Source organism: Micromonospora sp. IBHARD003, assembly GCF_056106285.1.
In genome coordinates, this window is the sequence record NZ_JBWBBX010000001.1 from 1,947,247 (window position 1) to 1,967,647 (window position 20,401).

The 20,401-nt window shown below is 70.8% G+C and carries 18 protein-coding genes; 10 read left to right on the top strand and 8 right to left on the bottom strand.

What is annotated here, in order from left to right:
* Positions 1-52: 52 nt before the first annotated feature.
* Together ACTWOL_RS08645 and uvrA are read right to left on the bottom strand one after the other, a co-directional pair.
* A complete protein-coding gene (locus ACTWOL_RS08645) occupies positions 53-481 on the bottom strand; it encodes a Rieske (2Fe-2S) protein (protein WP_474296000.1) in 429 nt (142 codons plus the stop codon).
* Between the two features lie 322 nt (positions 482-803).
* Entirely contained in the window at positions 804-3,818 is a 3,015-nt protein-coding gene (uvrA, locus tag ACTWOL_RS08650; RefSeq protein ID WP_474296001.1) for an excinuclease ABC subunit UvrA, read from the bottom strand.
* Positions 3,819-4,041: 223 nt separating this feature from the next.
* Here uvrA and ACTWOL_RS08655 point away from each other — a divergent pair, with 223 nt between their 5' ends.
* From ACTWOL_RS08655 to ACTWOL_RS08665, 3 genes are all read left to right on the top strand, one after another.
* Positions 4,042-4,743, top strand: a complete 702-nt coding sequence (locus ACTWOL_RS08655) for a maleylpyruvate isomerase family mycothiol-dependent enzyme (RefSeq protein WP_474296002.1) — start codon at positions 4,042-4,044, stop codon at positions 4,741-4,743.
* 21 nt (positions 4,744-4,764) lie between these two features.
* On the top strand, positions 4,765-5,421 hold the full coding sequence (locus tag ACTWOL_RS08660) for an MBL fold metallo-hydrolase (protein ID WP_474296003.1): 657 nt from the start codon (positions 4,765-4,767) through the stop codon (positions 5,419-5,421).
* Positions 5,422-5,531: 110 nt separating this feature from the next.
* Positions 5,532-6,905 carry an MFS transporter gene (locus tag ACTWOL_RS08665; protein ID WP_474296004.1) on the top strand — a complete coding sequence of 458 codons (1,374 nt, stop codon included), beginning with the start codon at positions 5,532-5,534 and terminating at the stop codon, positions 6,903-6,905.
* Between the two features lie 139 nt (positions 6,906-7,044).
* Here ACTWOL_RS08665 and ACTWOL_RS08670 read toward each other — a convergent pair whose 3' ends face one another.
* The 5 genes from ACTWOL_RS08670 to ACTWOL_RS08690 form a co-directional block, all read right to left on the bottom strand.
* Positions 7,045-8,064 (bottom strand): TerC/Alx family metal homeostasis membrane protein, encoded by a 1,020-nt coding sequence (locus ACTWOL_RS08670; RefSeq protein WP_474296005.1) that lies wholly within the window; start codon positions 8,062-8,064, stop codon positions 7,045-7,047.
* 354 nt (positions 8,065-8,418) lie between these two features.
* Entirely contained in the window at positions 8,419-10,404 is a 1,986-nt protein-coding gene (locus tag ACTWOL_RS08675) for a TerD family protein (RefSeq protein ID WP_474296006.1), read from the bottom strand.
* Between the two features lie 156 nt (positions 10,405-10,560).
* Positions 10,561-11,139: a TerD family protein gene (locus ACTWOL_RS08680; protein ID WP_474296007.1), complete on the bottom strand. Its 579-nt coding sequence runs from the start codon at positions 11,137-11,139 to the stop codon at positions 10,561-10,563.
* Between the two features lie 439 nt (positions 11,140-11,578).
* Entirely contained in the window at positions 11,579-13,732 is a 2,154-nt protein-coding gene (uvrB, locus tag ACTWOL_RS08685) for an excinuclease ABC subunit UvrB (RefSeq protein ID WP_474296008.1), read from the bottom strand.
* 125 nt (positions 13,733-13,857) lie between these two features.
* On the bottom strand, positions 13,858-14,766 hold the full coding sequence (locus tag ACTWOL_RS08690) for an MHYT domain-containing protein (RefSeq protein WP_474296009.1): 909 nt from the start codon (positions 14,764-14,766) through the stop codon (positions 13,858-13,860).
* 221 nt (positions 14,767-14,987) lie between these two features.
* Here ACTWOL_RS08690 and ACTWOL_RS08695 point away from each other — a divergent pair, with 221 nt between their 5' ends.
* From ACTWOL_RS08695 to ACTWOL_RS08705, 3 genes are all read left to right on the top strand, one after another.
* Positions 14,988-15,560 carry a methylated-DNA--[protein]-cysteine S-methyltransferase gene (locus ACTWOL_RS08695; protein WP_474296010.1) on the top strand — a complete coding sequence of 191 codons (573 nt, stop codon included), beginning with the start codon at positions 14,988-14,990 and terminating at the stop codon, positions 15,558-15,560.
* A gap of 112 nt (positions 15,561-15,672) precedes the next feature.
* Positions 15,673-15,804 carry a hypothetical protein gene (locus ACTWOL_RS08700; RefSeq protein WP_474296011.1) on the top strand — a complete coding sequence of 44 codons (132 nt, stop codon included), beginning with the start codon at positions 15,673-15,675 and terminating at the stop codon, positions 15,802-15,804.
* A complete protein-coding gene (locus tag ACTWOL_RS08705) occupies positions 15,801-17,174 on the top strand; it encodes an MFS transporter (RefSeq protein WP_474296012.1) in 1,374 nt (457 codons plus the stop codon). The genes ACTWOL_RS08700 and ACTWOL_RS08705 overlap by 4 nt, the downstream gene beginning before the upstream one ends.
* 54 nt (positions 17,175-17,228) lie before the next feature.
* Here the strand turns inward: ACTWOL_RS08705 and ACTWOL_RS08710 are convergent, their stop codons facing one another.
* Positions 17,229-17,606, bottom strand: a complete 378-nt coding sequence (locus tag ACTWOL_RS08710; protein WP_474296013.1) for a cupin domain-containing protein — start codon at positions 17,604-17,606, stop codon at positions 17,229-17,231.
* A gap of 127 nt (positions 17,607-17,733) precedes the next feature.
* On the opposite strand from ACTWOL_RS08710, the gene ACTWOL_RS08715 reads away from it, so the two are divergent.
* From ACTWOL_RS08715 to ACTWOL_RS08730, 4 genes are all read left to right on the top strand, one after another.
* Positions 17,734-18,642, top strand: a complete 909-nt coding sequence (locus ACTWOL_RS08715; protein WP_474296014.1) for a pseudouridine-5'-phosphate glycosidase — start codon at positions 17,734-17,736, stop codon at positions 18,640-18,642.
* Positions 18,639-19,700, top strand: a complete 1,062-nt coding sequence (locus ACTWOL_RS08720; RefSeq protein WP_474296015.1) for a carbohydrate kinase family protein — start codon at positions 18,639-18,641, stop codon at positions 19,698-19,700. The genes ACTWOL_RS08715 and ACTWOL_RS08720 overlap by 4 nt, the downstream gene beginning before the upstream one ends.
* A gap of 127 nt (positions 19,701-19,827) precedes the next feature.
* A complete protein-coding gene (locus ACTWOL_RS08725; RefSeq protein ID WP_474296016.1) occupies positions 19,828-20,136 on the top strand; it encodes a hypothetical protein in 309 nt (102 codons plus the stop codon).
* Between the two features lie 77 nt (positions 20,137-20,213).
* The gene (locus ACTWOL_RS08730; protein WP_474296017.1) at positions 20,214-20,363 is read left to right on the top strand and encodes a hypothetical protein; all 150 of its coding nucleotides are present in this window, start codon (positions 20,214-20,216) and stop codon (positions 20,361-20,363) included.
* Positions 20,364-20,401 lie beyond the last annotated feature (38 nt).

A 20,401-nucleotide genomic window follows, 5' to 3' on the forward strand; every position in this document is an offset into this window, starting at 1 on the left:
GCCCTGCTCGGTCAGGTCCTGTCCGGACGGTCTTCTCGGGCCCGGACAGGACCTACGCCTGCGGACCGGCGACCAGCTTCCCGTCGCGCACGCTGACCGGAACCTCGGGCAGGGGCACGGTGGCCGGGCCCTTGACGGCCTCGCCGGTGGTGACGTCGAAGCGGCTGCCGTGGCAGGGACAGTTGCCCTCGGTGTCCTCGATCTTGTCCAGGACGCAGCCCGCGTGGGTGCACTGGGCGCTGAACGCCTTGTACCGGCCCTTCGCCGGGCAGTGGACGATCAGTCGCTGCTCACGGTAGAGCTTCGCGCCGCCGACCGGGACGGCGTCCGCGGCGCCGAGGTCGACGGGGGCGGTCGGGGTGGGGACCTGGGCGTGGCCGAGCTTGGACTCGGTGGAGCAGGCGGCGGCCCCCAGTCCGGCGGCCCCGGCGAGCGCGGCGCCTTTCAGCACGGTGCGGCGGGCGGGGGTCTGGCCGGACATGGGTTCTCCATGGGTCGGGGGCGGGAGCGGACGCAGGAGGTGGTGTGTGGGTGCGCCCGTCGGTAACCGATCCGACGATACCGGCGCAGATCGCGGCTCTACAGGGTGGGTGGGAGGAGCACAGGGTGGGTGGGCGGGAGGAGCACAGGCGGGTAGCGGGAGCGGCGGCGCCGGCCTGCTCACACATGGGTCCGGGCCGCGCCGTACGCCGCCGCGCTGGACTGATTCACGGCGCAGACGCGGTGCTGCCCGGCCCTGCCACCCCCGAGCGGTGGCTGGGCCGGGCAGATCTCCCCGTGGACCCGGTCCTCGCGGCCCCGGCTCAGGCCTTGCGGGCCCTGGAACGCGTGCCGGCCGCCTTGGCCGTGGCCGTCCTGGCTGTGGCCGCCTTCTTGGTGGGGACGGAGTTCGCCGCCACCACCTTCTTCGCGGCTGCCGTCTTCCTGGCCGCGGAGGATTTGCGCGACTGCTGCGGCACGGCGTCGCTGATGCGCTCGGCACCCAGGATGTCGCGCAGGAACTTGCCGGTGTGGCTCGTCGGGACCCCGGCGACCTCCTCCGGTGTGCCCTCGGCCACGACCAGGCCGCCGCCGCTGCCGCCCTCGGGTCCCATGTCGACGACCCAGTCGGCGGTCTTGATGACGTCCAGGTTGTGCTCGATGACGATCACGGTGTTGCCCTTGTCGACCAACCCGGACAGTACCTTGATCAGCTTGGAGATGTCCTCGAAGTGCAGACCGGTGGTCGGCTCGTCGAGCACATAGACCGTGCGGCCCGTGGACCGCTTCTGGAGCTCGCTCGCCAGCTTCACCCGCTGCGCCTCACCGCCCGACAGGGTCGGCGCGGGCTGGCCGAGCCGGACGTATCCGAGGCCCACCTCGTTCAGGGTCTTCAGATGGCGGGCGATCGTCGGCACCGCCTCGAAGAAGTGCAGCGCCTCCTCGATCGGCATGTCCAGCACCTCGGCGATGGACTTGCCCTTGTAGTGGACTTCCAGGGTCTCCCGGTTGTAGCGCGCACCGTGGCAGACCTCGCACGGGACGTAGACGTCCGGCAGGAAGTTCATCTCGATCTTGATCGTGCCGTCGCCCGAGCAGTTCTCGCAGCGGCCGCCCTTGACGTTGAAGGAGAAGCGGCCCGGCAGATACCCGCGGACCTTCGCCTCCATCGTTTCCGCGAACAGCTTGCGGACGTGGTCGAACACACCCGTGTACGTGGCCGGGTTGGACCGGGGCGTACGGCCGATGGGCGACTGGTCGACGTGCACGACCTTGTCGACGAGGTCGTCGCCGTCCACGCGTGTGTGCCGGCCGGGCACCGACTTGGCACCGTTGAGTTCACGCGCCAGGTGGGTGTACAGGATGTCGTTGACCAGCGTCGACTTGCCGGATCCGGAGACTCCGGTGACGGCGGTGAGCACGCCGAGCGGGAACGACACGTCGATGTCCCGGAGGTTGTTCTCCCGGGCGCCGTGCACGGTCAGCTGCCGGGTGGGGTCCGTCGGGCGCCGCAGGTCGGGCGTGGCGATGGACTTCTTGCCGGACAGATACTGCCCGGTCATCGACTCCTTGTTGGCCAGCAGCTGCTTGAGCGGGCCGGAGTGGACGACCTTGCCGCCGTGCTCGCCCGCACCCGGGCCGATGTCGACGACCCAGTCGGCGACCTTGATGGTGTCCTCGTCGTGCTCCACGACGATCAGCGTGTTGCCCATGTCCCGGAGGCGGACGAGGGTCTCGATGAGCCGGTGGTTGTCGCGCTGGTGCAGGCCGATGGAGGGCTCGTCCAGGACGTACAGCACGCCCACGAGTCCGGAGCCGATCTGGGTGGCGAGCCGGATGCGCTGTGCCTCGCCGCCGGAGAGGGTGCCTGCAGCGCGGTTCAGCGAGAGGTAGTCCAGTCCGACGTCGACCAGGAAGCGCAGCCTTTCGTTGACCTCCTTCAGCACCCGCTCGGCGATCTTCTTGTCGCGGGCGTTGAGCGTGAGCCGGCGGAGGAAGTCGGCGCAGTCGCTGATCGACATCGCGGAGACCTCGGCGATGGACTTCTCCATCACCGTGACGGCGAGCACGATCGGCTTGAGGCGTGTGCCCTCGCAGGTCGGGCAGGGCACCTCGCGCATGTACCCCTCGAAGCGCTCACGGCTGGAGTCGCTCTCGGCCTCGCTGTGGCGCCGCTTGACGAACGAGACCGCGCCCTCGAAGGCGGGGGTGGTGTAGGAGCGCTCGCGCCCGTAGCGGTTGCGGTAGCGGACCTCCACCTGTGTCTTGTGGCCGTGGAGCAGGGCCTTCTTCGCACGCTGCGGCAGGCCGGCCCAGGGGATGTCCGTACGGAAGCCGAGAGCCTGGGAGAGGCCCCCGATCAGGCGCCCGAAGTACTCCTTGGTGTGGCCGTGGGACCAGGGGTGGATCGCGCCCTCGTCGAGTGAGCGCTCCTCGTCCGGGATGATCAGCTCGGGGTCGACCTCCATGCGGGTGCCGATACCGGTGCAGTCGGGGCAGGCGCCGAAGGGCGAGTTGAAGGAGAAGGAGCGGGGCTCGAGCTCCTCGAAGGACAGGTCGTCGTACGGGCAGTAGAGGTGCTCCGAGTACATCCGCTCCCGCTCGGGGTCGTCCTCGGGGAGGTCGACGAAGTCGAGCACGACCATGCCGCCGGACAGGCCCAGCGCGGTCTCGACGGAGTCGGTGAGACGGCGCTTGGCGCTGTCCTTCACGGTGAGGCGGTCGACGACCACCTCGATGGTGTGCTTCTCCTGCTTCTTCAGCGTGGGCGGGTCGGAGAGCTGGATCGTCTGCCCGTCCACCCGCGCCCGCGCGTACCCCTTGGTCTGGAGGTCGGCGAAGAGGTCGACGAACTCGCCCTTGCGTTCGCGCACGAGCGGGGACAGCACCTGGAAGCGGCTGCCTTCCGGCAGCTCCAGCACCTTGTCGACGATGGCCTGGGGCGACTGGCGCGAGATGGGGCGTCCGCACTCGGGGCAGTGCGGTTTGCCGATCCGGGCGAAGAGCAGGCGGAGGTAGTCGTAGACCTCGGTGATCGTGCCCACCGTGGAACGCGGGTTGCGCGACGTGGACTTCTGGTCGATCGAGACGGCCGGCGAGAGGCCCTCGATGAAGTCGACGTCCGGCTTGTCCATCTGCCCCAGGAACTGCCGGGCGTACGAGGACAGCGACTCGACGTAGCGGCGCTGCCCCTCGGCGAAGATCGTGTCGAACGCGAGCGACGACTTGCCCGACCCCGAGAGCCCGGTGAAGACGATGAGTGAGTCACGCGGGAGGTCGAGCGAGACGTTCTTGAGATTGTGCTCGCGAGCGCCACGGACGATGAGACGGTCGGCCACGCCGGGTCCGCACCTTTCTTCAGAGAGGTCTTGGGAAGAGCGGGGGGCACGACCCCCGTCCCGGACTGCTCCAGGCTATGGGGGCCACGAGATCGATAGCTGCCTGACGAATGAATGCCTGACTACCAAGGATGCCTCCACCGAGCCTATAGCACGCGCATTCGATTTACGGCGGTGTGGTGCGACCTTCACCCGAACGTGTGGCAGGGCTATCGTCTTCCTCATGATCGATCCCGTGCACGACCTGGCCTCCGTACACGAAGCGACCGAGCGGCTCCTCGGCGCAGCCGCCGGACTGGACAACGCGGCCGTCGCCGCACCGTCACGGCTCCCCGGCTGGACCCGCGGCCATGTCCTGGCCCATCTCGCCCGCAACGCCGACGCCCTCGTCAACGTCCTCGAAAGCCGCCCGATGTACCCGAGCGCCGAGGCCCGCGAAGCCGATATCGAGCGCGACGCGCACCGGCCGCTCGACGCCCAGCTCGACGACGTACGCGAGACCGACATCCGGTTCCGCGCCGTGGGCGCCGTCCAGCAGGCGGTCGAAGGCGGCTGGGACCGTACCCTCGAGCTGCGCAACGGCGTCACGGACACGGCGTCGCGCCTGCCCTTCCGGCGTCTCGTCGAGGTGGAACTGCACCACGTCGACCTCGGCATCGGATACGAGCTCGAAGACCTGTCCGACAGCTTCACCGAGCGCGAGATCGACTTCCTCGCGCAGCGCTTCACCGGACACCCGGACGTTCCCCCCGTCACGGTCGCCGCGGACGACGGCCGGACATGGACCACGGGGGGCGGGGCCGGCGGTGGACGGATCACCGTCACGGGTGCCGCGGCCGATCTGCTCGGCTGGCTGGCCGGCCGCCGCGACGGCTCCGCCCTCAAGCCCTCGGGCGGCGCGCTTCCCGTACTGCCACCGCTGTGATCGGCTGAGTACGCTGGCCCCATGACTTACAGCGGAGCGGTGAAGGTCGGCGGCCCGGCGGATGTCCACGAGCTCAGGGACCTGATGATCTCCAAGGTCGCGGTCGGCCCGATGGACAACAACGCGTATCTGCTGCGGTGCCGGGCGACCGGCGAGCAGTTGCTGATCGACGCGGCGAACGAACCCGAGACCCTGCTCCGGCTGATCGGTGACGACGGCATCACGGCCGTCGTCACCACCCACCAGCACGGCGACCACTGGCAGGCGCTCGCGGAGGTGGTCGGGGCGACCGGCGCCCGCACCTACGCCGGACGTGAGGACGCCGAGGGCATCCCGGTTCCCACGGACGTGCTCGTGGACGACGGCGACACCGTCAAGGTCGGCCGGGTCGAGCTCACCGCGCGCCACCTGGTGGGACACACCCCGGGGTCGATCGCGCTGGTCTACGACGACCCGCACGGCCACCCGCACGTGTTCACCGGCGACTGCCTCTTCCCGGGTGGGGTGGGCAACACCCACAAGGACCCCGCGGCGTTCGCCAGCCTCATCGACGACGTGGAGGCCAAGATCTTCGGCGCCCTCGCCGACGAGACCTGGGTCTACCCGGGCCACGGGAACGACACCACCCTGGGCGCCGAGCGTCCGCACCTGCCGGAGTGGCGCGCCCGCGGCTGGTGACACGCCCGACCCGGCGCGGGGGCGTGCCGCGCATCGGCGCGCCCCCGTAACCCGGAACGATCACGGGTAGTTGGCGCGGCGTGCGTAGAAATCACCTTTCGTCCTCTCCTGTGCCCGACTCTCCCGCCCCGGCCGCTTCCGACGGGCCCGCCCCGCCGCCCTCGATGGCCCGGCTCGCCGCTGCCTCGCTCGCCGGGACGGCCGTGGAGTTCTACGACTTCTTCGTCTACGGCACCGCCGCGGCGCTGGTACTCGGGCCGCTGTTCTTCCCCACGTTCTCCCCCCTCGTGGGGACACTGGCCGCCTTCGGTACGTTCGCGGCCGGATTCATCTCGCGGCCGCTCGGGTCCGTCCTCTTCGGACATGTCGGCGACCGGTACGGGCGACGACCGGTGATGTTCGCCTCTCTCCTGCTGACCGGGGTGGCCACCGTCCTGGTCGGCTGTGTGCCGTCGTACGCCACCCTGGGCGTCGCCGCTCCCGTACTGCTCCTGGTGCTGCGCTTTCTGCAAGGACTCGGGCTCGGCGGGGAGTGGGGCGGTGCCGTACTGCTGACCGCCGAGCATGCTCCCGCGGCACGCCGCGGACTGTGGGCGAGCTTCCCCCAGATCGGGCCGGCCGTGGGCTTCCTGCTGGCGAACGGTGTGATGCTGGCGCTCTCCGTGGGACTGACCGATGCCCAGTTCCAGGCGTGGGGCTGGCGTGTGCCCTTCTGGGCCGCGGGGCTCCTCGCCGCCGGTGGACTGCTGCTGCGGCGCTCCCTGGCGGAGACCCCGCAGTTCAAGGAGATCGCCGAGCCGGCCCGGCTGCCGCTGGCCGAAGTACTGAGCGGACACTGGCGGCTGGTCCTGCTGACCGCAGGGGCGCTGGCAGCCGGCTATGCGGTCTTCTACACGGTCTCGACCTGGGCACTCCTCTATGGGACGGAGCGGCTCGGCGTCAGCCGCACGGCCATGCTCGGGTCGATCATGGCGGCCGTCGCCGTCAAGGCTGCCGCCACACCGTTCGCGGCGATGCTCGGCGACCGCTACGGGCGGCGGCCGTTGTGTCTCGCCGGATGCACGGTCACCGCGCTGTGGATGTTCCCCATGGTGGCACTGCTCCAGACCGGGCGGCCGCTGCCGATGTTCTTCGGCTTCCTCGTCGCCCTGCTGGCCTTCATCACCGTGTTCGCCGTCATCGCCGCGTATCTGCCCGAGCTGTACGAGCCGAGGGTGCGCTGTACCGGTGCGGCCGTGGGCTACAACCTCGCGGGAGTCCTTGGCGGCGCGCTGACGCCGATCGTGGCCACGGCGATGTCGGACGGAAGTGGCCCGCCGTGGGGAGTGGCGGCCTATCTGACCGGGATCGCGCTGCTGAGTCTGCTGTGCTTCGCACTGCTGCCGGAGACCGCGCCGGGGCGGGGGCGGCCGGTGGAGGAACCCGCGCAGGAGGCCGAGACCGAGGGGGAGGGCGCGACCGAGGAGGAGGGCGCGACCGCCTGATACTCGTCGAAGCCCTCACGGTCCGCGGCCCCGCACACGGCACCGGACGGATGGCAGACCATCCGTCCGGTGTTCGCATCGGGGGCGACGCCCACGCCGCAGAGGATGTGCGGGGCCAGGGAGCGTGCCGTGCGGGCCGTCAGGCGCCGACGCTGTCCTTCTCGGGCTCGTCGCCCAGGGTCTCCGCCCCGGCCGCGCCCTCCGCCGCCTCGCGCCTCTCCTGCTTCCTGGAGGCGATGAGGCTGGTGATGGTGGTGATGATCAGGACACCGCAGATGAACGCCAGCGAGAACGGGATCGAGATCTCGGGGACGTGCACCCCGGACTCGTGCAGGGCGTGCAGCACGAGTTTCACACCGATGAAGCCGAGGATCACCGAGAGGCCGTAGCTGAGGTGGACCAGCTTCCTGAGGAGTCCGCCGATCAGGAAGTACAGCTGACGCAGTCCCATCAGGGCGAAGGCGTTGGCCGTGAAGACGATGTACGGGTCCTGGGTCAGACCGAAGATCGCCGGGATCGAGTCCAGCGCGAACAGCACGTCCGTGGTGCCGATGGCCAGCATGACCACCATCAGCGGGGTCAGCACGCGCTTGCCGTTGACTCGGATGAACAGCTTGGTGCCGTGGTAGCGGTCGGCGACACCGAACTTCTTCTCGATGGACTTGAGCAGGCGGTTCTCCTCGAACTCGTCCTCCTCGTCGTCGGAGCGCGCCTCCTGGATGAGCTTCCAGGCGGTGTAGATCAGGAACGCTCCGAAGATGTAGAACACCCACGAGAAGCTGGTGATGATCGCGGCGCCGGCCGCGATGAAGATGGCCCTCAGGACCAGGGCGATCAGCACACCCACGAGCAGCACACGCTGCTGGAGATGGGACGGCACCGAGAACTTCGCCATGATCAGGACGAAGACGAAGAGGTTGTCGACGCTGAGCGACTTCTCGGTGATGAATCCCGCGAAGAACTCGCCCGACGCCTGGCTCTCGCCCGCGAGCAGCAGGCCGAGTCCGAAGAGTGCGGCCAGGACGATCCAGACGACCGTCCAGATACCGGCTTCCTTGATCGACACATCGTGCGGTTTGCGCCCGATGAAGAAGTCGACCGCGATAAGGGCGCTCAGACCGAGGATGGTCAGTGCCCACAGGTTTATCGAAACGTCCACTGCGCCTCCGGCGTCGTACCGCTACTGATCAGCGTCGTCGCTGCCGGAGGTCTCTTCCACCCGGACGGCGCGCTGCCGCCGCGGGCCGGTGCCCCGGGACCGGGCTCTGTCTGTCGGTCCGTACTGACGGGCACACCGCACGTGGGAGTACTCCCCTCCGCGCAAAGAACAGTACAGGAAAGACCAAAGAAAGGTAAAGTGAAAGGTAATGCGAAGGCCAAATGGGCAGGTCAGCGAGGTCGGTTGGAAGGGTCCGGTGCGCGCAGGGCCGGCCCCCGGGCCCCGGGCCGCGCATACCGACCCCGCGCACCGGCTGCGGGACCGCGGTCGCACGAACCGCCCGGGTGCCGACTGTCAGCGCCGCCAGGTGCGACGCGCCTCGGCGACACGGGTCAGCACTTGCTGGAGCACCTGGCTGCCCGGCGGAACCACCGGCGGCTCGTACGTCCAGGAGTGCTGCACCCAGGGGTCGGCGAGATGGTCGTCCGGGACCGGGGTGATCCTCAGCAGCGAGCGCCACAGCGGATCGAGCACCGGGCCGTAGGCACTCGCGTCCTCCCGGTCCGCCACCATCAGCAGATGCACGCCGACCGAGGGTCCTTCGTCGGCGAGATAGCGCAGCTGGGTGACGGCGCGGTCGTCGAAACCGTGCGGGAAGTCATTGACGATCAGCAGTTGTTCGGCGGTGTCCAGATCCGGTGGCAGGGCGTCGGCCGCGCCGGCGCGCACCGCCATCTGGACGAGATCGACGCGCTGGGTGAGCTTGGCGAGCACTCCCGACACCCCCTGGGCACCGGCGGCGGGCGGTGCGTCCAGCACCCCCGAGTGCACCAGCGGGGCGAACGAGGCCGCACCCGAACCGGCCGGGTCGATCACGTGCACCGCGAACTCACCGGCCGGATAGACCGCCAGCAGCCGGGCCGCGTGCATCACGGCCGTCTCCACGGCGAGCCTGCGGATCTGTGCCTCGTCCAACAGGGAAGCGGCATCGGAGGTACCGCGCCCGCTGTCGACCCACAGACCGCGCTCGAGCGGCAGCCGCACCAGCATGGGGATGTGCAGCTCGGGCCGCTCGGGGAGGTGCAGATCACCGAGACGCAGGGCCATCGGGATCTCCATCGGCACCCGGTAGCCGTGCCAGACGGGGTGGTCCCAGCGGGCGAAGGCAGCCGGCAGGGCGGGCTCCACGACCTCGGACTCCGCGGTCAGCTGGCCGAGATCGCGGTCCAGGACCTCACGTGCCCGCCGGGTCAGCTCGTCGTGCCGCGTGCGGGCGGCCTCGCTCGCGGGGTCCGCAGCCCCGGCAAGCCGGGCGCGCGGGTCGGAGAGCGCACGGTCGAGCTCCTGGTCGCGCCGGGACTCCGCGAAGTCCACGGCGCTGCGGTACGCCGCTGTGGCCCGGGCCAGGTCCTCGAACATCCCCCAGACCTGGTTGTACAGCCGCTCTTCCATGGACCAGCCGGTGGCGTCGCCGGCGACCGGCGGCGCCGGGCGGCCCGGCTCCGCGGGCGGCGCGGCCGGGGGCGGTGGCGGCGGCGCGGCGGACTGCCTGCGGGGATGCGCGTAGCTGATGGGGCTGCCATGGGACGTCCCGGGCTGACCCGGGCTGCCGGCCTGGGGAACGCTCTGGGCGTGCGTGTCCGCGGGACCCGTGGTCCCCTGGTGCGGCGTGGCCTCCCCCGCGCCCGCACCGGCGACGGTGTCGCCTGCCACACCCGAGGCTGCCGCCGGGGCGCCGCGGCGCACTTCCGTGGTGCTACGGGGCGGAGGTGTCCCGACCGTACGGGCGAGGCCGGGAGCCACGGCCGCGTGGATGGCGGTGGCGAGCTCCCCTGGGCGCTCGACGCCCTGGTCGGCGAGCAGTTCGTCGAGGCCGCCCACGTAACCCTGGCCGATGGCCCGTATCTTCCAGGCGCCCTGGCGGCGGTAGAGCTCCAGGGCGACGACCGCGGACTCGGTGTCCAGACCGGTGACGGTGTAGCTGGCGATCTCGGTGCCCTCGGGTCCGGTGACGGCGAGGAACGGAGCCGCGACGGCTCCGAACCGGACCGGGGCCCCGGGTGCCACCGGCAGTGCCAGCAGCAAGGACACCCGGTGCACGGCCGCCGGTACGACGGCCAGGTCGACGGCGATCCGGTGATCGGCGGTGGCCTCCCGTGGCACCTCGATACCGGGAAGAGCCGGCTGGGCGGGGTGAGCGACCCCTTCGGGGCCCGGCACCCGCCCCTGTTCGTCGGCGAAGGTCGCACCGGCGACGACGGGCTTCCCGGCCGACACCCGGATCTCCAGTCGGGTGCCGGGCAGTGGATGGTTCTGCCCCCGGACCAGCTCGGCCGTCATCGGCTCTGTCCCCTCGGTGGTGAGCTTTCGATGGTGCGCGGTGTGAAGCGGTGGTGCCTGGTGCTGCGCGGTGTGAAGCGACGCGGCTCCCGGCGGCCGATGCCTCCGGGAGCTGCGCGAACGACGGTCACGGCCCGGGGGCCGTGCCGGACGGGTCTACAGGTGCGGCACGATCGTCGGCATGAGGTCCTGGAAGGTGCGGCCGTTGGCGGGCTCGCCCACGGCGGTCATCTGCCAGCCGGAACCCACGCGGTGCACCTTGGCCATGATCTGCGCCGTGTACTGGCCGCCGCCGGTCAGCGTGTAGCGCGCCAACTCCTGGCCGTTGGTCTCGTCGACGATGCGGCAGAACGCGTTCTGTACCTCGGTGAAGGTCTGGCCGGTGAACGAGTTCACCGTGAAGACGATCTGGTCGATGTGGACCGGCACGCGCTGGAGGTCGACCAGGATGGCCTCGTCGTCCCCGCCCTGCCCCGCGCCGCCGACCAGATTGTCACCGGTGTGGCGGACGGAGCCGTCGTCGCTGACGAGGTGACGGAAGAACACCACGTCCACGGGCTGCTTGTCGGCGAAGAGCACAGCCGAGGCGTCGAGGTCGATCTCCCTCGTGCGGGACCCGAACAGTCCGCGCCGAGGGGCGGCCTGCCAGCCCAGGCCCATCCGCACGGCGGTCAGTGTGCCGCCGTCGGACTTCTGCAGGCTGATGCCCTGCCCCTTGGACAAGTTGACGCTCACGCGCTGTCCCCCTCTCTCCGGCACCGAACCGGATTTCGCCACCGCAGCCGCCATCCCTGTGGCGACCACGCCTGAAACCCTACGCATCGCCACGGACCCGCGGTGCACCGGCCGGTCATTTTGTGGCGCTCTTGCAACAAGTAGAGGGCTTGGGCCTGCCCATGGATCTCGGCACCAGGGCACGCACGCGAGCCCGGCAAGATCCTAACGAAAGACCCCAGGGGGTTTCTGATGGATCTCCGTGGAGGAAGGAACGGCGTCCGGTGCGTGCTCTGGGGGTACCCCCTGCTCGAAGAGCTTGGGGAGTGCCGGCTGGGAGCCCTCGTACGGGACGTACTTGGGCTTTCGGCAGGTGCGGCGAGTGGGGGTACCTCCCACGCCGTAAGGCCGTGGGGGCGTGCCGGGCGTCGCGACGCCGCGGAGATCCGTCAGAAGCCCCCTAAGCCAGCCCCGCCTCCTTCATCTGCCGCAGCTCCTTCTTGAGCTCGCTGACCTCGTCCCGCAGCCGGGCGGCCACCTCGAACTGGAGCTCCGCCGCCGCGGCACGCATCCGCTCCGTCATCTCCTCGATGATCCCGGCCAGTTCGGCCGCCGGACGGTCGCTGGTGATCTCACCCTTGCGTGCCCCGGCGGCCTTGCCGCCCTTGGCCGCCTTGGTGCCCGTGGTCCCGTGTGCCGCCAGCGACGGGACCGGCGCCTTGGCACCCTTGCCGTCCTTGCCCTGGCGGTAACCGGTGCCCAGAAGCTGCTCGGTGTCGACCTCCTCGCGGGCGATGGTGGCCACGATGTCGTTGATCTTCTTGCGCAGCGGCTGCGGATCGATGCCGTTCGCCTCGTTGTAGGCGATCTGCTTGGCCCGGCGGCGGTTGGTCTCGTCGATGGCCTTCTCCATCGCCGGGGTGATCTTGTCGGCGTACATATGGACCTGGCCGGAGACGTTGCGCGCCGCACGTCCGATGGTCTGGATGAGGGACGTACCGGAGCGAAGGAAGCCTTCCTTGTCGGCGTCGAGGATCGCCACAAGGGACACTTCGGGCAGGTCGAGGCCCTCACGGAGCAGGTTGATGCCGACCAGCACGTCGTACTCGCCGGCCCGCAGTTCGCGCAGCAGCTCGACCCGTCGCAGCGTGTCGACGTCGCTGTGCAGATAGCGGACCTGGATGCCCAGCTCCAGGAAGTAGTCCGTGAGGTCCTCGGCCATCTTCTTGGTGAGGGTGGTCACGAGGACCCTCTCGTCCTTCTCGGTCCGGTTGCGGATCTCGTGCACCAGGTCGTCGATCTGACCTTCGGTGGGCTTGACGACCACCTCCGGGTCGACGAGACCGGTGGGGCGGATGATCTGCTCGACGAAACCGTCGGAGCGCGAGAGCTCGTAGGTGCCCGGGGTGGCGGAGAGATAGACCGTCTGGTCGATCCGCTTCTGGAACTCCTCCCACTTCAGCGGCCTGTTGTCGAGGGCGGACGGCAGGCGGAAGCCGTGGTCCACGAGGGTCCTCTTACGGGAGGCGTCGCCCTCGTACATCGCGCCGATCTGCGGGACCGTCACATGCGACTCGTCGATGACGAGCAGGAAGTCCTCGGGGAAGTAGTCGAGAAGGGTGTTGGGCGGAGTGCCGGGGCCGCGGTCGTCGAAGTGCATCGAGTAGTTCTCCACGCCGGAGCAGCTGCCGATCTGGCGCAGCATCTCGATGTCGTAGGTGGTGCGCATCCGCAGCCGCTGCGACTCCAGCAGCTTGCCCTGCTTGTCCAGCTCGGCGAGGCGCTCCTCGAGCTCGCGCTCGATGCCGTTGACCGCCTTCTCCATGCGCTCAGGGCCGGCGACGTAGTGGCTGGCGGGGAAGACGTACAGCTCCTCGTCGTCGCTGATCACCTCGCCGGTGAGGGGGTGGAGTGTGGACAGCGCCTCGATCTCGTCGCCGAACATCTCGATCCGGACGGCCAGCTCCTCGTAGACCGGGAAGATCTCGATGGTGTCGCCCCGGACCCTGAAAGTGCCCCGCGTGAACGCCATGTCGTTGCGCGAGTACTGGATGTCGACGAAGCGGCGCAGCAGCTGGTCGCGGTCGATCTCCTCGCCGACCTTCAGCGGCACCATGCGGTCCACGTACTCCTGCGGGGTGCCGAGGCCGTAGATGCACGAGACGGAGGCGACCACGACGACGTCCCTGCGGGTCAGCAGGGAGTTCGTCGCCGAGTGGCGCAGCCGCTCGACCTCCTCGTTGATCGAGGAGTCCTTCTCGATGTAGGTGTCCGACTGGGGGACGTACGCCTCTGGCTGGTAGTAGTCGTAGTACGAGACGAAGTACTCCACCGCGTTGTTCGGCAACAGCTCGCGGAATTCGTTGGCGAGCTGAGCGGCCAGCGTCTTGTTGGGCGCCATGACGAGCGTGGGGCGCTGGAGCTTCTCGATCATCCAGGCCGTAGTCGCCGACTTGCCCGTGCCGGTCGCGCCGAGCAGGACGACATCCTTCTCACCGGCGCGGATGCGCTTCTCGAGCTCGGCGATGGCGGTGGGTTGGTCGCCGCTGGGCCGATAGGGGCTGACGACCTCGAAGGGCGCCATCGAGCGTTCGATCTGGGTAACGGGCCGCATGGAACCACCGTACGACCCACCACTGACAGCCGGGCCGGATCCCGGCTGATGCCGGGCCTCGCCCGGCCCCCGCCGGGGCAGCGGCACGGCGCGGTGCGGGGCACCCGGAGGACGTCCGGCGCCGATCAGCGCCGCCGGGAGCGCGATGACGGCCGGCGCGTGGTCCGGTCCGGGTCCGCCGGATCCGCCCACGCCGGGGGTTCGGCGAAGGAGGGCAGCTGCCGCTGGGCGGGTACGTCCGGGCGGGTCACACGCCCCAAGGTCCTCCACCGCGGTCCCGCGGCTCCCGGCCGGTCCGGATCGCCCACGACGCGATGCGGATCGAACATGACGACAGCGGCGGCCATGACGAGGAAGACGACGGGGCCGATCATCAGCGGTGCGATGAGCTTGGCCGGCGAGTCACCGAGGGCGTCCGGGGGGACCGTGGTGTGCACATGGACGCTCACCGCAGCCATGCCGGTGTAGTGCATGCCGCTCACGGCAAGGCCCATCACAAGGCCGGCTCCCAGACTCGGCAGGAAGCGCTGGACACGCACGGCGGCCCAGAGGGCGGAGGTGGCCGCGACGACCGCGATCACGACGGACAGGGCGACGGTCGATGTGTCGTACTCGAGACGTCCCTGGAGCCGCATGCCCGCCATGCCCAGATAGTGCATGGAGGCGATGCCGAGTCCGGTGATGGTCCCACCGGTGACCAGGGCCATCGCGGTCGCACCGCGGTAGCCCACGATGAAGATCCCGATGCCCGTCATCGCGACGGCGACGGCCAGACTGGCGAAGGTCGTCGGCCGGTCGTAGCCGATCGGGGCCTCCGCGACGGTGAAGCCCATCATGGCGATGAAGTGCATGGTCCAGATCCCCGAGCCGATGGAGCCGGCGCCGAGCGCCAGCCAGCCGGCCCGGAGCGATCCGGGGGCGCGTACCGATCTGGCGGTGCACCGCAGCCCGAGGGCGCCGCCGAGGCAGGCGATCAGATACGCGGCCACCGGCGTGACGAGGCCGTGGCTGAAACCGTCGACTGTGCCCTGCATCCTGCTATGCCCTTCGCCCCTTGTGCCGCTCGGGTCCGGACGGCTCCCGTCGGGGAACCCCTTTACCGGGCGAGGGTAGGGCGATCCGGCGGGCAAGCAAACCTCGAGGCGGGACGCCCCGGCGGCACGGCGGCGGATGGAACCCCTCCGGGGTGTCGTGTGCCGACCGCGGTCTTCGCAGGTCAGGGCCGCTGTCAGTGGCCCGCCGTACGGTGGTGCGCATGAAGAGCTTCGAGTGGACCGTCGTGGGCTCGGACATCGGGCCGCTGCTTCTCGCCGCGACCGGGGAGGGGCTGGTGGGGGTCGTGTTCCATGCCGACCCGGCGGTGCGGGACAGGGCACTCGGCCAGCTGGCCGCTCAGTTGGGGCGCACACCGCACGAGGTCGTCGCCCAGCCGCAGGGCACGGCCGGAAGCACCGGAAGCACCGGCCAGGGTCTTCTCGCCGAGCCGATACGCCAGCTCGCGGAGTACTTCGCGGGTGAGCGCCGGGACTTCGACCTGCCCCTGGACTGGTCGCTGACGTCAGGCTTCAACCGCCAGGTGCTGCGCGAGCTCGCCGCCTCGGTGCCGTTCGGCTCGGTCGTCGGATACGGAGAGCTGGCCGCGAGGGTGGGCCAGCCCGGCGCGGCCCAGGCGGTCGGCGCGGCCATGGGTGCGAATCCGCTGCCACTGGTGGTGCCCTGTCATCGTGTGGTGGAGAGCGACGGGAGTCTCGGAGGCTTCGGGGGCGGACGGGAGACCAAGCGCAGGCTGCTGGCTCTGGAGGGGGTTCTGCCGCAGCCGCTGTTCTGAGGCTCCGGGCCGGAGCACAGGCCGCCCGGCCGCGTCCGTGGCGGGTCCGCGGCGGGTCCGCGGCGGCCGAAAGTCCATTCCCTCGTCCGTGCCCAGCTGTCAGACTGCCGCGGTGACCAGTACTTCTTACGACCATCCCATAGCCGTCGCGGCCGGTGCCGTCTGCGGACCGGCGTCCGGTGCGGTACGGGAGGGGATCCGCGGGCGGGGCGGGATTCCCGGGTCGGACGAGGTCGGCTCGTGAGCGCCGGGGAGAAGTCCGCGACGAGCGCCGGACGGTCCGTCGTGATCGATGCGGCGGAGCTTCCCGCGCTACGGCGCCGGATCACACCCGTCCTCATCGCGAGCCAGATCCTCGGCGGGCTGGGCGTCGCCACCGGAATCGCCCTGGCCACCGTGCTCGCGCAGCAGGTGAGCGGCTCCGAGGCACTGTCCGGCCTGGCTCCGACGGCCACGGTCACGGGCACGGCACTGCTGTCCGTGCCACTGGCCGCGCTGATGACCGCACACGGGAGGCGGCCTGGCCTTGTGCTGGCCTATCTGATCGGCGCGGTCGGAGCCGGCGTCGTCGTCCTGGCGGCGGTGATCGGGAACTTCCCGTTGCTGCTCCTGGGGATGGCGGGCTTCGGCGCGGCCTCGTCGGCGAATCTGCAGGCGCGGTTCGCGGCCGCGGACCTGGCCGAGCCGGACCGCCGTGCCCGGGCGATCTCCCTGGTCGTGTGGGCCACCACGATCGGGGCGGTGCTCGGGCCGAACATCGCCGCACCGGCGGGGCGGAGCGCGTCCCGGCTCGGAATCCCGGAGGCGGCCGGGCCGTTCCTGTGGGCGGGCGGGGTGTTCCTGGTCTCGGCCCTGGTCGTCGGGGTGCTGCTGCGCCCCGACCCCCTGCTGACGGCACGGGCGCTGGCCCCGGCCGACGAGAACACCGGGGAGGGACGCTCGCTGCGCGCGGGGGTGCGTGCGGTGCGGGAGTCCCCGCGGGCGCGGCTCGCTCTCGCCACCATCGTGATCGCGCACACCGCGATGGTGTCGATCATGTCGATGACGCCTCTGGTGCTGAGCCACCACGGGGCCGGGATCGAGCTCATCGGTCTGGTGATCAGTGGCCACATCGCCGGCATGTACGCGTTCTCGCCGGTGATGGGCTGGCTGTCCGACCGGCTGGGCCGGCTGTCGGTGATCGGCCTCGCCGTGGGGCTGCTCTCGTGTGCGGCCCTGCTGGCCGGCACCGCGGGAGCGAGCCACGGCCGTACCGCCGCGGGTCTGTTCCTGCTCGGTCTGGGCTGGTCCGCAGGGCTGGTCTCGGGCTCGGCGCTCCTCACCGACTCGGTGCCGGGACCGGCCCGCGCCGCTGTTCAGGGGCTCTCGGATCTCACGATGAACGCGGCGGCGGGCATCGGCGGTATCGCGGCCGGCCTGATCGTCGCCCAGACGAACTACGGCTGGCTGAACGCGATCGGGGCATGCCTGCTGCTGCCGCTGGCCGCCCTCACCGTGCGTCGTGCGCTGGCACGGTCGCGCACGGCCGGGGCGCAGCCCGGTGACATCGCAACCGAGGTCGCGGACGAGCCGGTCCGGACCACCCCCGCCGGACCGGACCGCCCCGCCGACTGACGCCACCGGCTGCGCTCCGGCGGGCATCGCCCGACCGTTCCCGCGAGCCGGTCGTCACAGGCTGATGTGGTAGGCCTTCCGCAGCGTCTCGTGGACCGTCCAAGTCGTCCTGTCGCCCTCACGCAGCACGCAGGCGTCGCCCGGGCCGACATCGAGGGTGGCCCCGCCCTCGACCTCGACGGTGGCCCGCCCGCTCACCACGACGAAGAGCTCGTTGGCCTCGGTGTCCGTGACCACGCCCGGCGTGATCTGCCAGATGCCCCGCAGCTGCTTGCCGTCCTCGGACTCCCACAGCACCTTTCCCGTCACCACGGGCTCGCCGGAGACGATCTGGGCGGGGTCGAGAGGCTCGACTTCCAGCTCGGTATCCGGAATGTGCACGACAAACGAAGGGGATTCCGGGCCTGCGGTACTGCCATCAAAGGTCGTCATGGCGCGTCACCTTAGCGGGACCGGGAACCGTTCCTGCGGGCAGGACCGGCGGAGGATCCGGGAGCGGTGAGGACCCCAGGCCCGCAGAAACGTTTGCGCAGAGGGTCCCCGTGCCAGGGATGGAAGCATGCCCGAGACCATGCTGCTGCTGTCGCCAGAGGTACGGGAGGCGCTCGACGCCCGCCGTCCCGTCGTCGCCCTGGAGTCCACCATCATCGCGCACGGACTGCCGCGCCCCCGCAACCTGGCCGTCGCACACGAGCTGGAGGAACTGGTCGGACGCGAGGGAGCGGTGCCCGCGACGATCGCCGTGCTGGACGGCCGGGCCCACGTCGGCCTCGCCAAGGACCAGCTGGAGCGGGTCGCCAACGACCCGGCGGTGCGCAAGCTCGGACACCGCGATCTCGCTCCCGCCCTGGCCACCGGGGCGAGCGGAGCGACGACCGTGTCCGCCACGGCTTTCCTCGCCGCCCGCGCCGGTATCCGCGTGTTCGCGACGGGTGGGCTCGGCGGAGTGCACCGGGAGTGGACCACCACCCAGGACGAGTCGGCGGATCTGCGGCTGCTTGCCAGGACCCGGATCGCCGTCGTCTGCGCCGGGGTGAAGTCGATCCTCGACGTCCCGGCGACGCTGCAACGCCTGGAGACCCTGGGCGTCGGCGTCCTCGGCTACGGCACCGACCGGTTCCCCGGCTTCTATCTGTCCTCGTCGGGCGAGCCCGTCGACTGGACGGTGCACACGCCCGAGGAGGTGGCCGGGGTGATCCGCGCCCAGGACGCGCTCGACGGTCCGGACACCGCGCTGATCGTCGCCCAGCCGGTCCCGGAGGACGAGCAGCTCGATCCCGGGCTGCACGACCGGGTGCTGGCCGAGGCCCTGGACGCCTGCCGGGAGCGGGGCATCACGGGCCAGGGCGTCACCCCCTTCCTCCTCGAGCATCTGATGCGGGCCACGGAGGGTGCCTCACTGGAGGCGAATCTGGCGGCGGTACGCGGCAATGTGCGGCTCGCGGCGCGCATCGCGGCGGCGCTGTGAGCGGACCTGCCGATCCGGCCGGACCCGGCGATCGGGCCTGCACCACCGGCCCGGTCGGCCCCACCGACCGGGCCGGTACCGCCCACTCGACCGGCACCGCGAACCCGGGGGGCGCCCTGCTGGTGATCGGTGATGTGGCCACCGATGTCGTGGCCCGCCACTCGGCGGGGCTCACGCACGGGACCGACACGCCCGCCCGGATACGCACCCTCCCTGGCGGCGCGGGGGCCAACGCGGCCTGCTGGGCCGCCTACGCGGGGTGTGCCGACGTACGGCTGCTCGGCAGGGTCGGCGGTGAGAACGCCGACTGGCACGCGGCACATCTGCGCGGGGCCGGGGTGCGACCGCTCCTCGTGACCGATCCCGATGCGGAGACCGCGACCGTCGTCGCGCTCGTCGACGCGCACGCCGAGCGCACCTTCCTCACCGACAGCGGGGCTGCCCTGCGGATCTCCCCCGCGGACTGGTCACCCGCACTGCTCGACGGGGTCGCCAGGCTCCATCTGTCCGGCTATCTCTTCTTCGCGGACCCGAGCCGGGAGCTCGCCACCGTGGCCCTCACCGACGCCCGCCGACGGGGCGTCCCCGTGAGTGTGGACCCCGCGTCGGCCGGCTTCATCGGGGTGCTCGGAGCGAAGCGGTTCCTCGACGCGGTCGACGTTGCCGACGTGCTGCTGCCCAACGCCGACGAGGCCCGGCTGCTCACCGGAATCCCCGACGCCGCCGACGCCGCGGTCGCGCTGAGCCGCCAAGTGCCGCTCGCCGTCGTCACGCTGGGCGCCGAGGGTGCGCTGGTGGCGGAGTCGGGCACGCTGACGGCTCGGGTGCCGCCTGTCCCCGCGACGGCGGTCGACTCGACGGGAGCGGGCGACGCCTTCACCGGCACGGTGCTCGCCGCCCTGCTGGCAGGCGCGGATGCGGCGGCAGCCGCGCGGGAGGGGTGCCGCGCGGGCGCGCTCGCGGTGACGTTGGGCGGGGGGCGTCCGCCGGAGCGTGTGCCGGGCCGCCACCCGCACCCGCGTCCTTACGGCCTCCGGACTGATGGGCCCGCATGGTGAACGCACACGGCAGAAGAGCCCAAAAAAGTCAGAGGCCTGTGTCATCCGGGTTCGTGGTGGGCGGAGTTTAAGGAGGTGGAGAGGCGCCCTCCACTTTCCTCGTTCCCCTCAGCAAGGAGTTCCGTCCATGACCCGAATCAAGAAATATGTGGCGGCCGCAGCGATCGCGGCCGGGGTGGTGGGAGTGTCCACGGTGGCTCAAGCCTCCGCATCTACCGGCGTGATCCCGCCCGGCAAGAGCCAGTCCGGCGTGAGCCAGCCCGGCAAGAGCACCGACAAGGTCGGCGTGATCCCGCCCGGCAAGAGCCAGTCCGGCGTGAGCCAGCCCGGCAAGAGCACCGACAAGGTCGGCGTGATCCCGCCCGGCAAGAGCCAGTCCGGCGTGAGCCAGCCCGGCAAGAGCACCGACAAGGTCGGCGTGATCCCGCCCGGCTAGGGCTAGCCCGGCGTGAGCCGGTCGAAGGGCGCTACCTGCTGTCCGGCGTCCACCGCGGCAAGGGCAATGCGGCCGGCGTGAAGGTAGTCACCGACAAGGGCACGGTGACCGGCCGTCTGGTCCACCTGGCCGGCCAGCCCGGCTGGGGCGCCTGGCACGCCACAAGGTCCTGTCCGGGCCCCCTGCCCACCGCAGGCCACACCATCGCCACCTTCACACTCCCCTGACCGGGGCGGTGTGACTCTGGTGGGGCCCGGACACGCCG

Excerpts from the sequence above, each read along its gene's own strand:
- ACTWOL_RS08690 (WP_474296009.1), bottom strand. The coding sequence starts at position 14,766 with ATGCAGGGCACAGTCGACGGTTTCAGCCACGGCCTCGTCACGCCGGTG.
- ACTWOL_RS08725 (WP_474296016.1), top strand. The coding sequence starts at position 19,828 with ATGACCCGAATCAAGAAATATGTGGCGGCCGCAGCGATCGCGGCCGGG.
- ACTWOL_RS08660 (WP_474296003.1), top strand. The coding sequence starts at position 4,765 with ATGACTTACAGCGGAGCGGTGAAGGTCGGCGGCCCGGCGGATGTCCAC.
- ACTWOL_RS08695 (WP_474296010.1), top strand. The coding sequence starts at position 14,988 with ATGAAGAGCTTCGAGTGGACCGTCGTGGGCTCGGACATCGGGCCGCTG.
- ACTWOL_RS08675 (WP_474296006.1), bottom strand. The coding sequence starts at position 10,404 with ATGACGGCCGAGCTGGTCCGGGGGCAGAACCATCCACTGCCCGGCACC.
- ACTWOL_RS08715 (WP_474296014.1), top strand. The coding sequence starts at position 17,734 with ATGCCCGAGACCATGCTGCTGCTGTCGCCAGAGGTACGGGAGGCGCTC.
- ACTWOL_RS08710 (WP_474296013.1), bottom strand. The coding sequence starts at position 17,606 with ATGACGACCTTTGATGGCAGTACCGCAGGCCCGGAATCCCCTTCGTTT.
- ACTWOL_RS08655 (WP_474296002.1), top strand. The coding sequence starts at position 4,042 with ATGATCGATCCCGTGCACGACCTGGCCTCCGTACACGAAGCGACCGAG.
- ACTWOL_RS08645 (WP_474296000.1), bottom strand. The coding sequence starts at position 481 with ATGTCCGGCCAGACCCCCGCCCGCCGCACCGTGCTGAAAGGCGCCGCG.
- uvrB (WP_474296008.1), bottom strand. The coding sequence starts at position 13,732 with ATGCGGCCCGTTACCCAGATCGAACGCTCGATGGCGCCCTTCGAGGTC.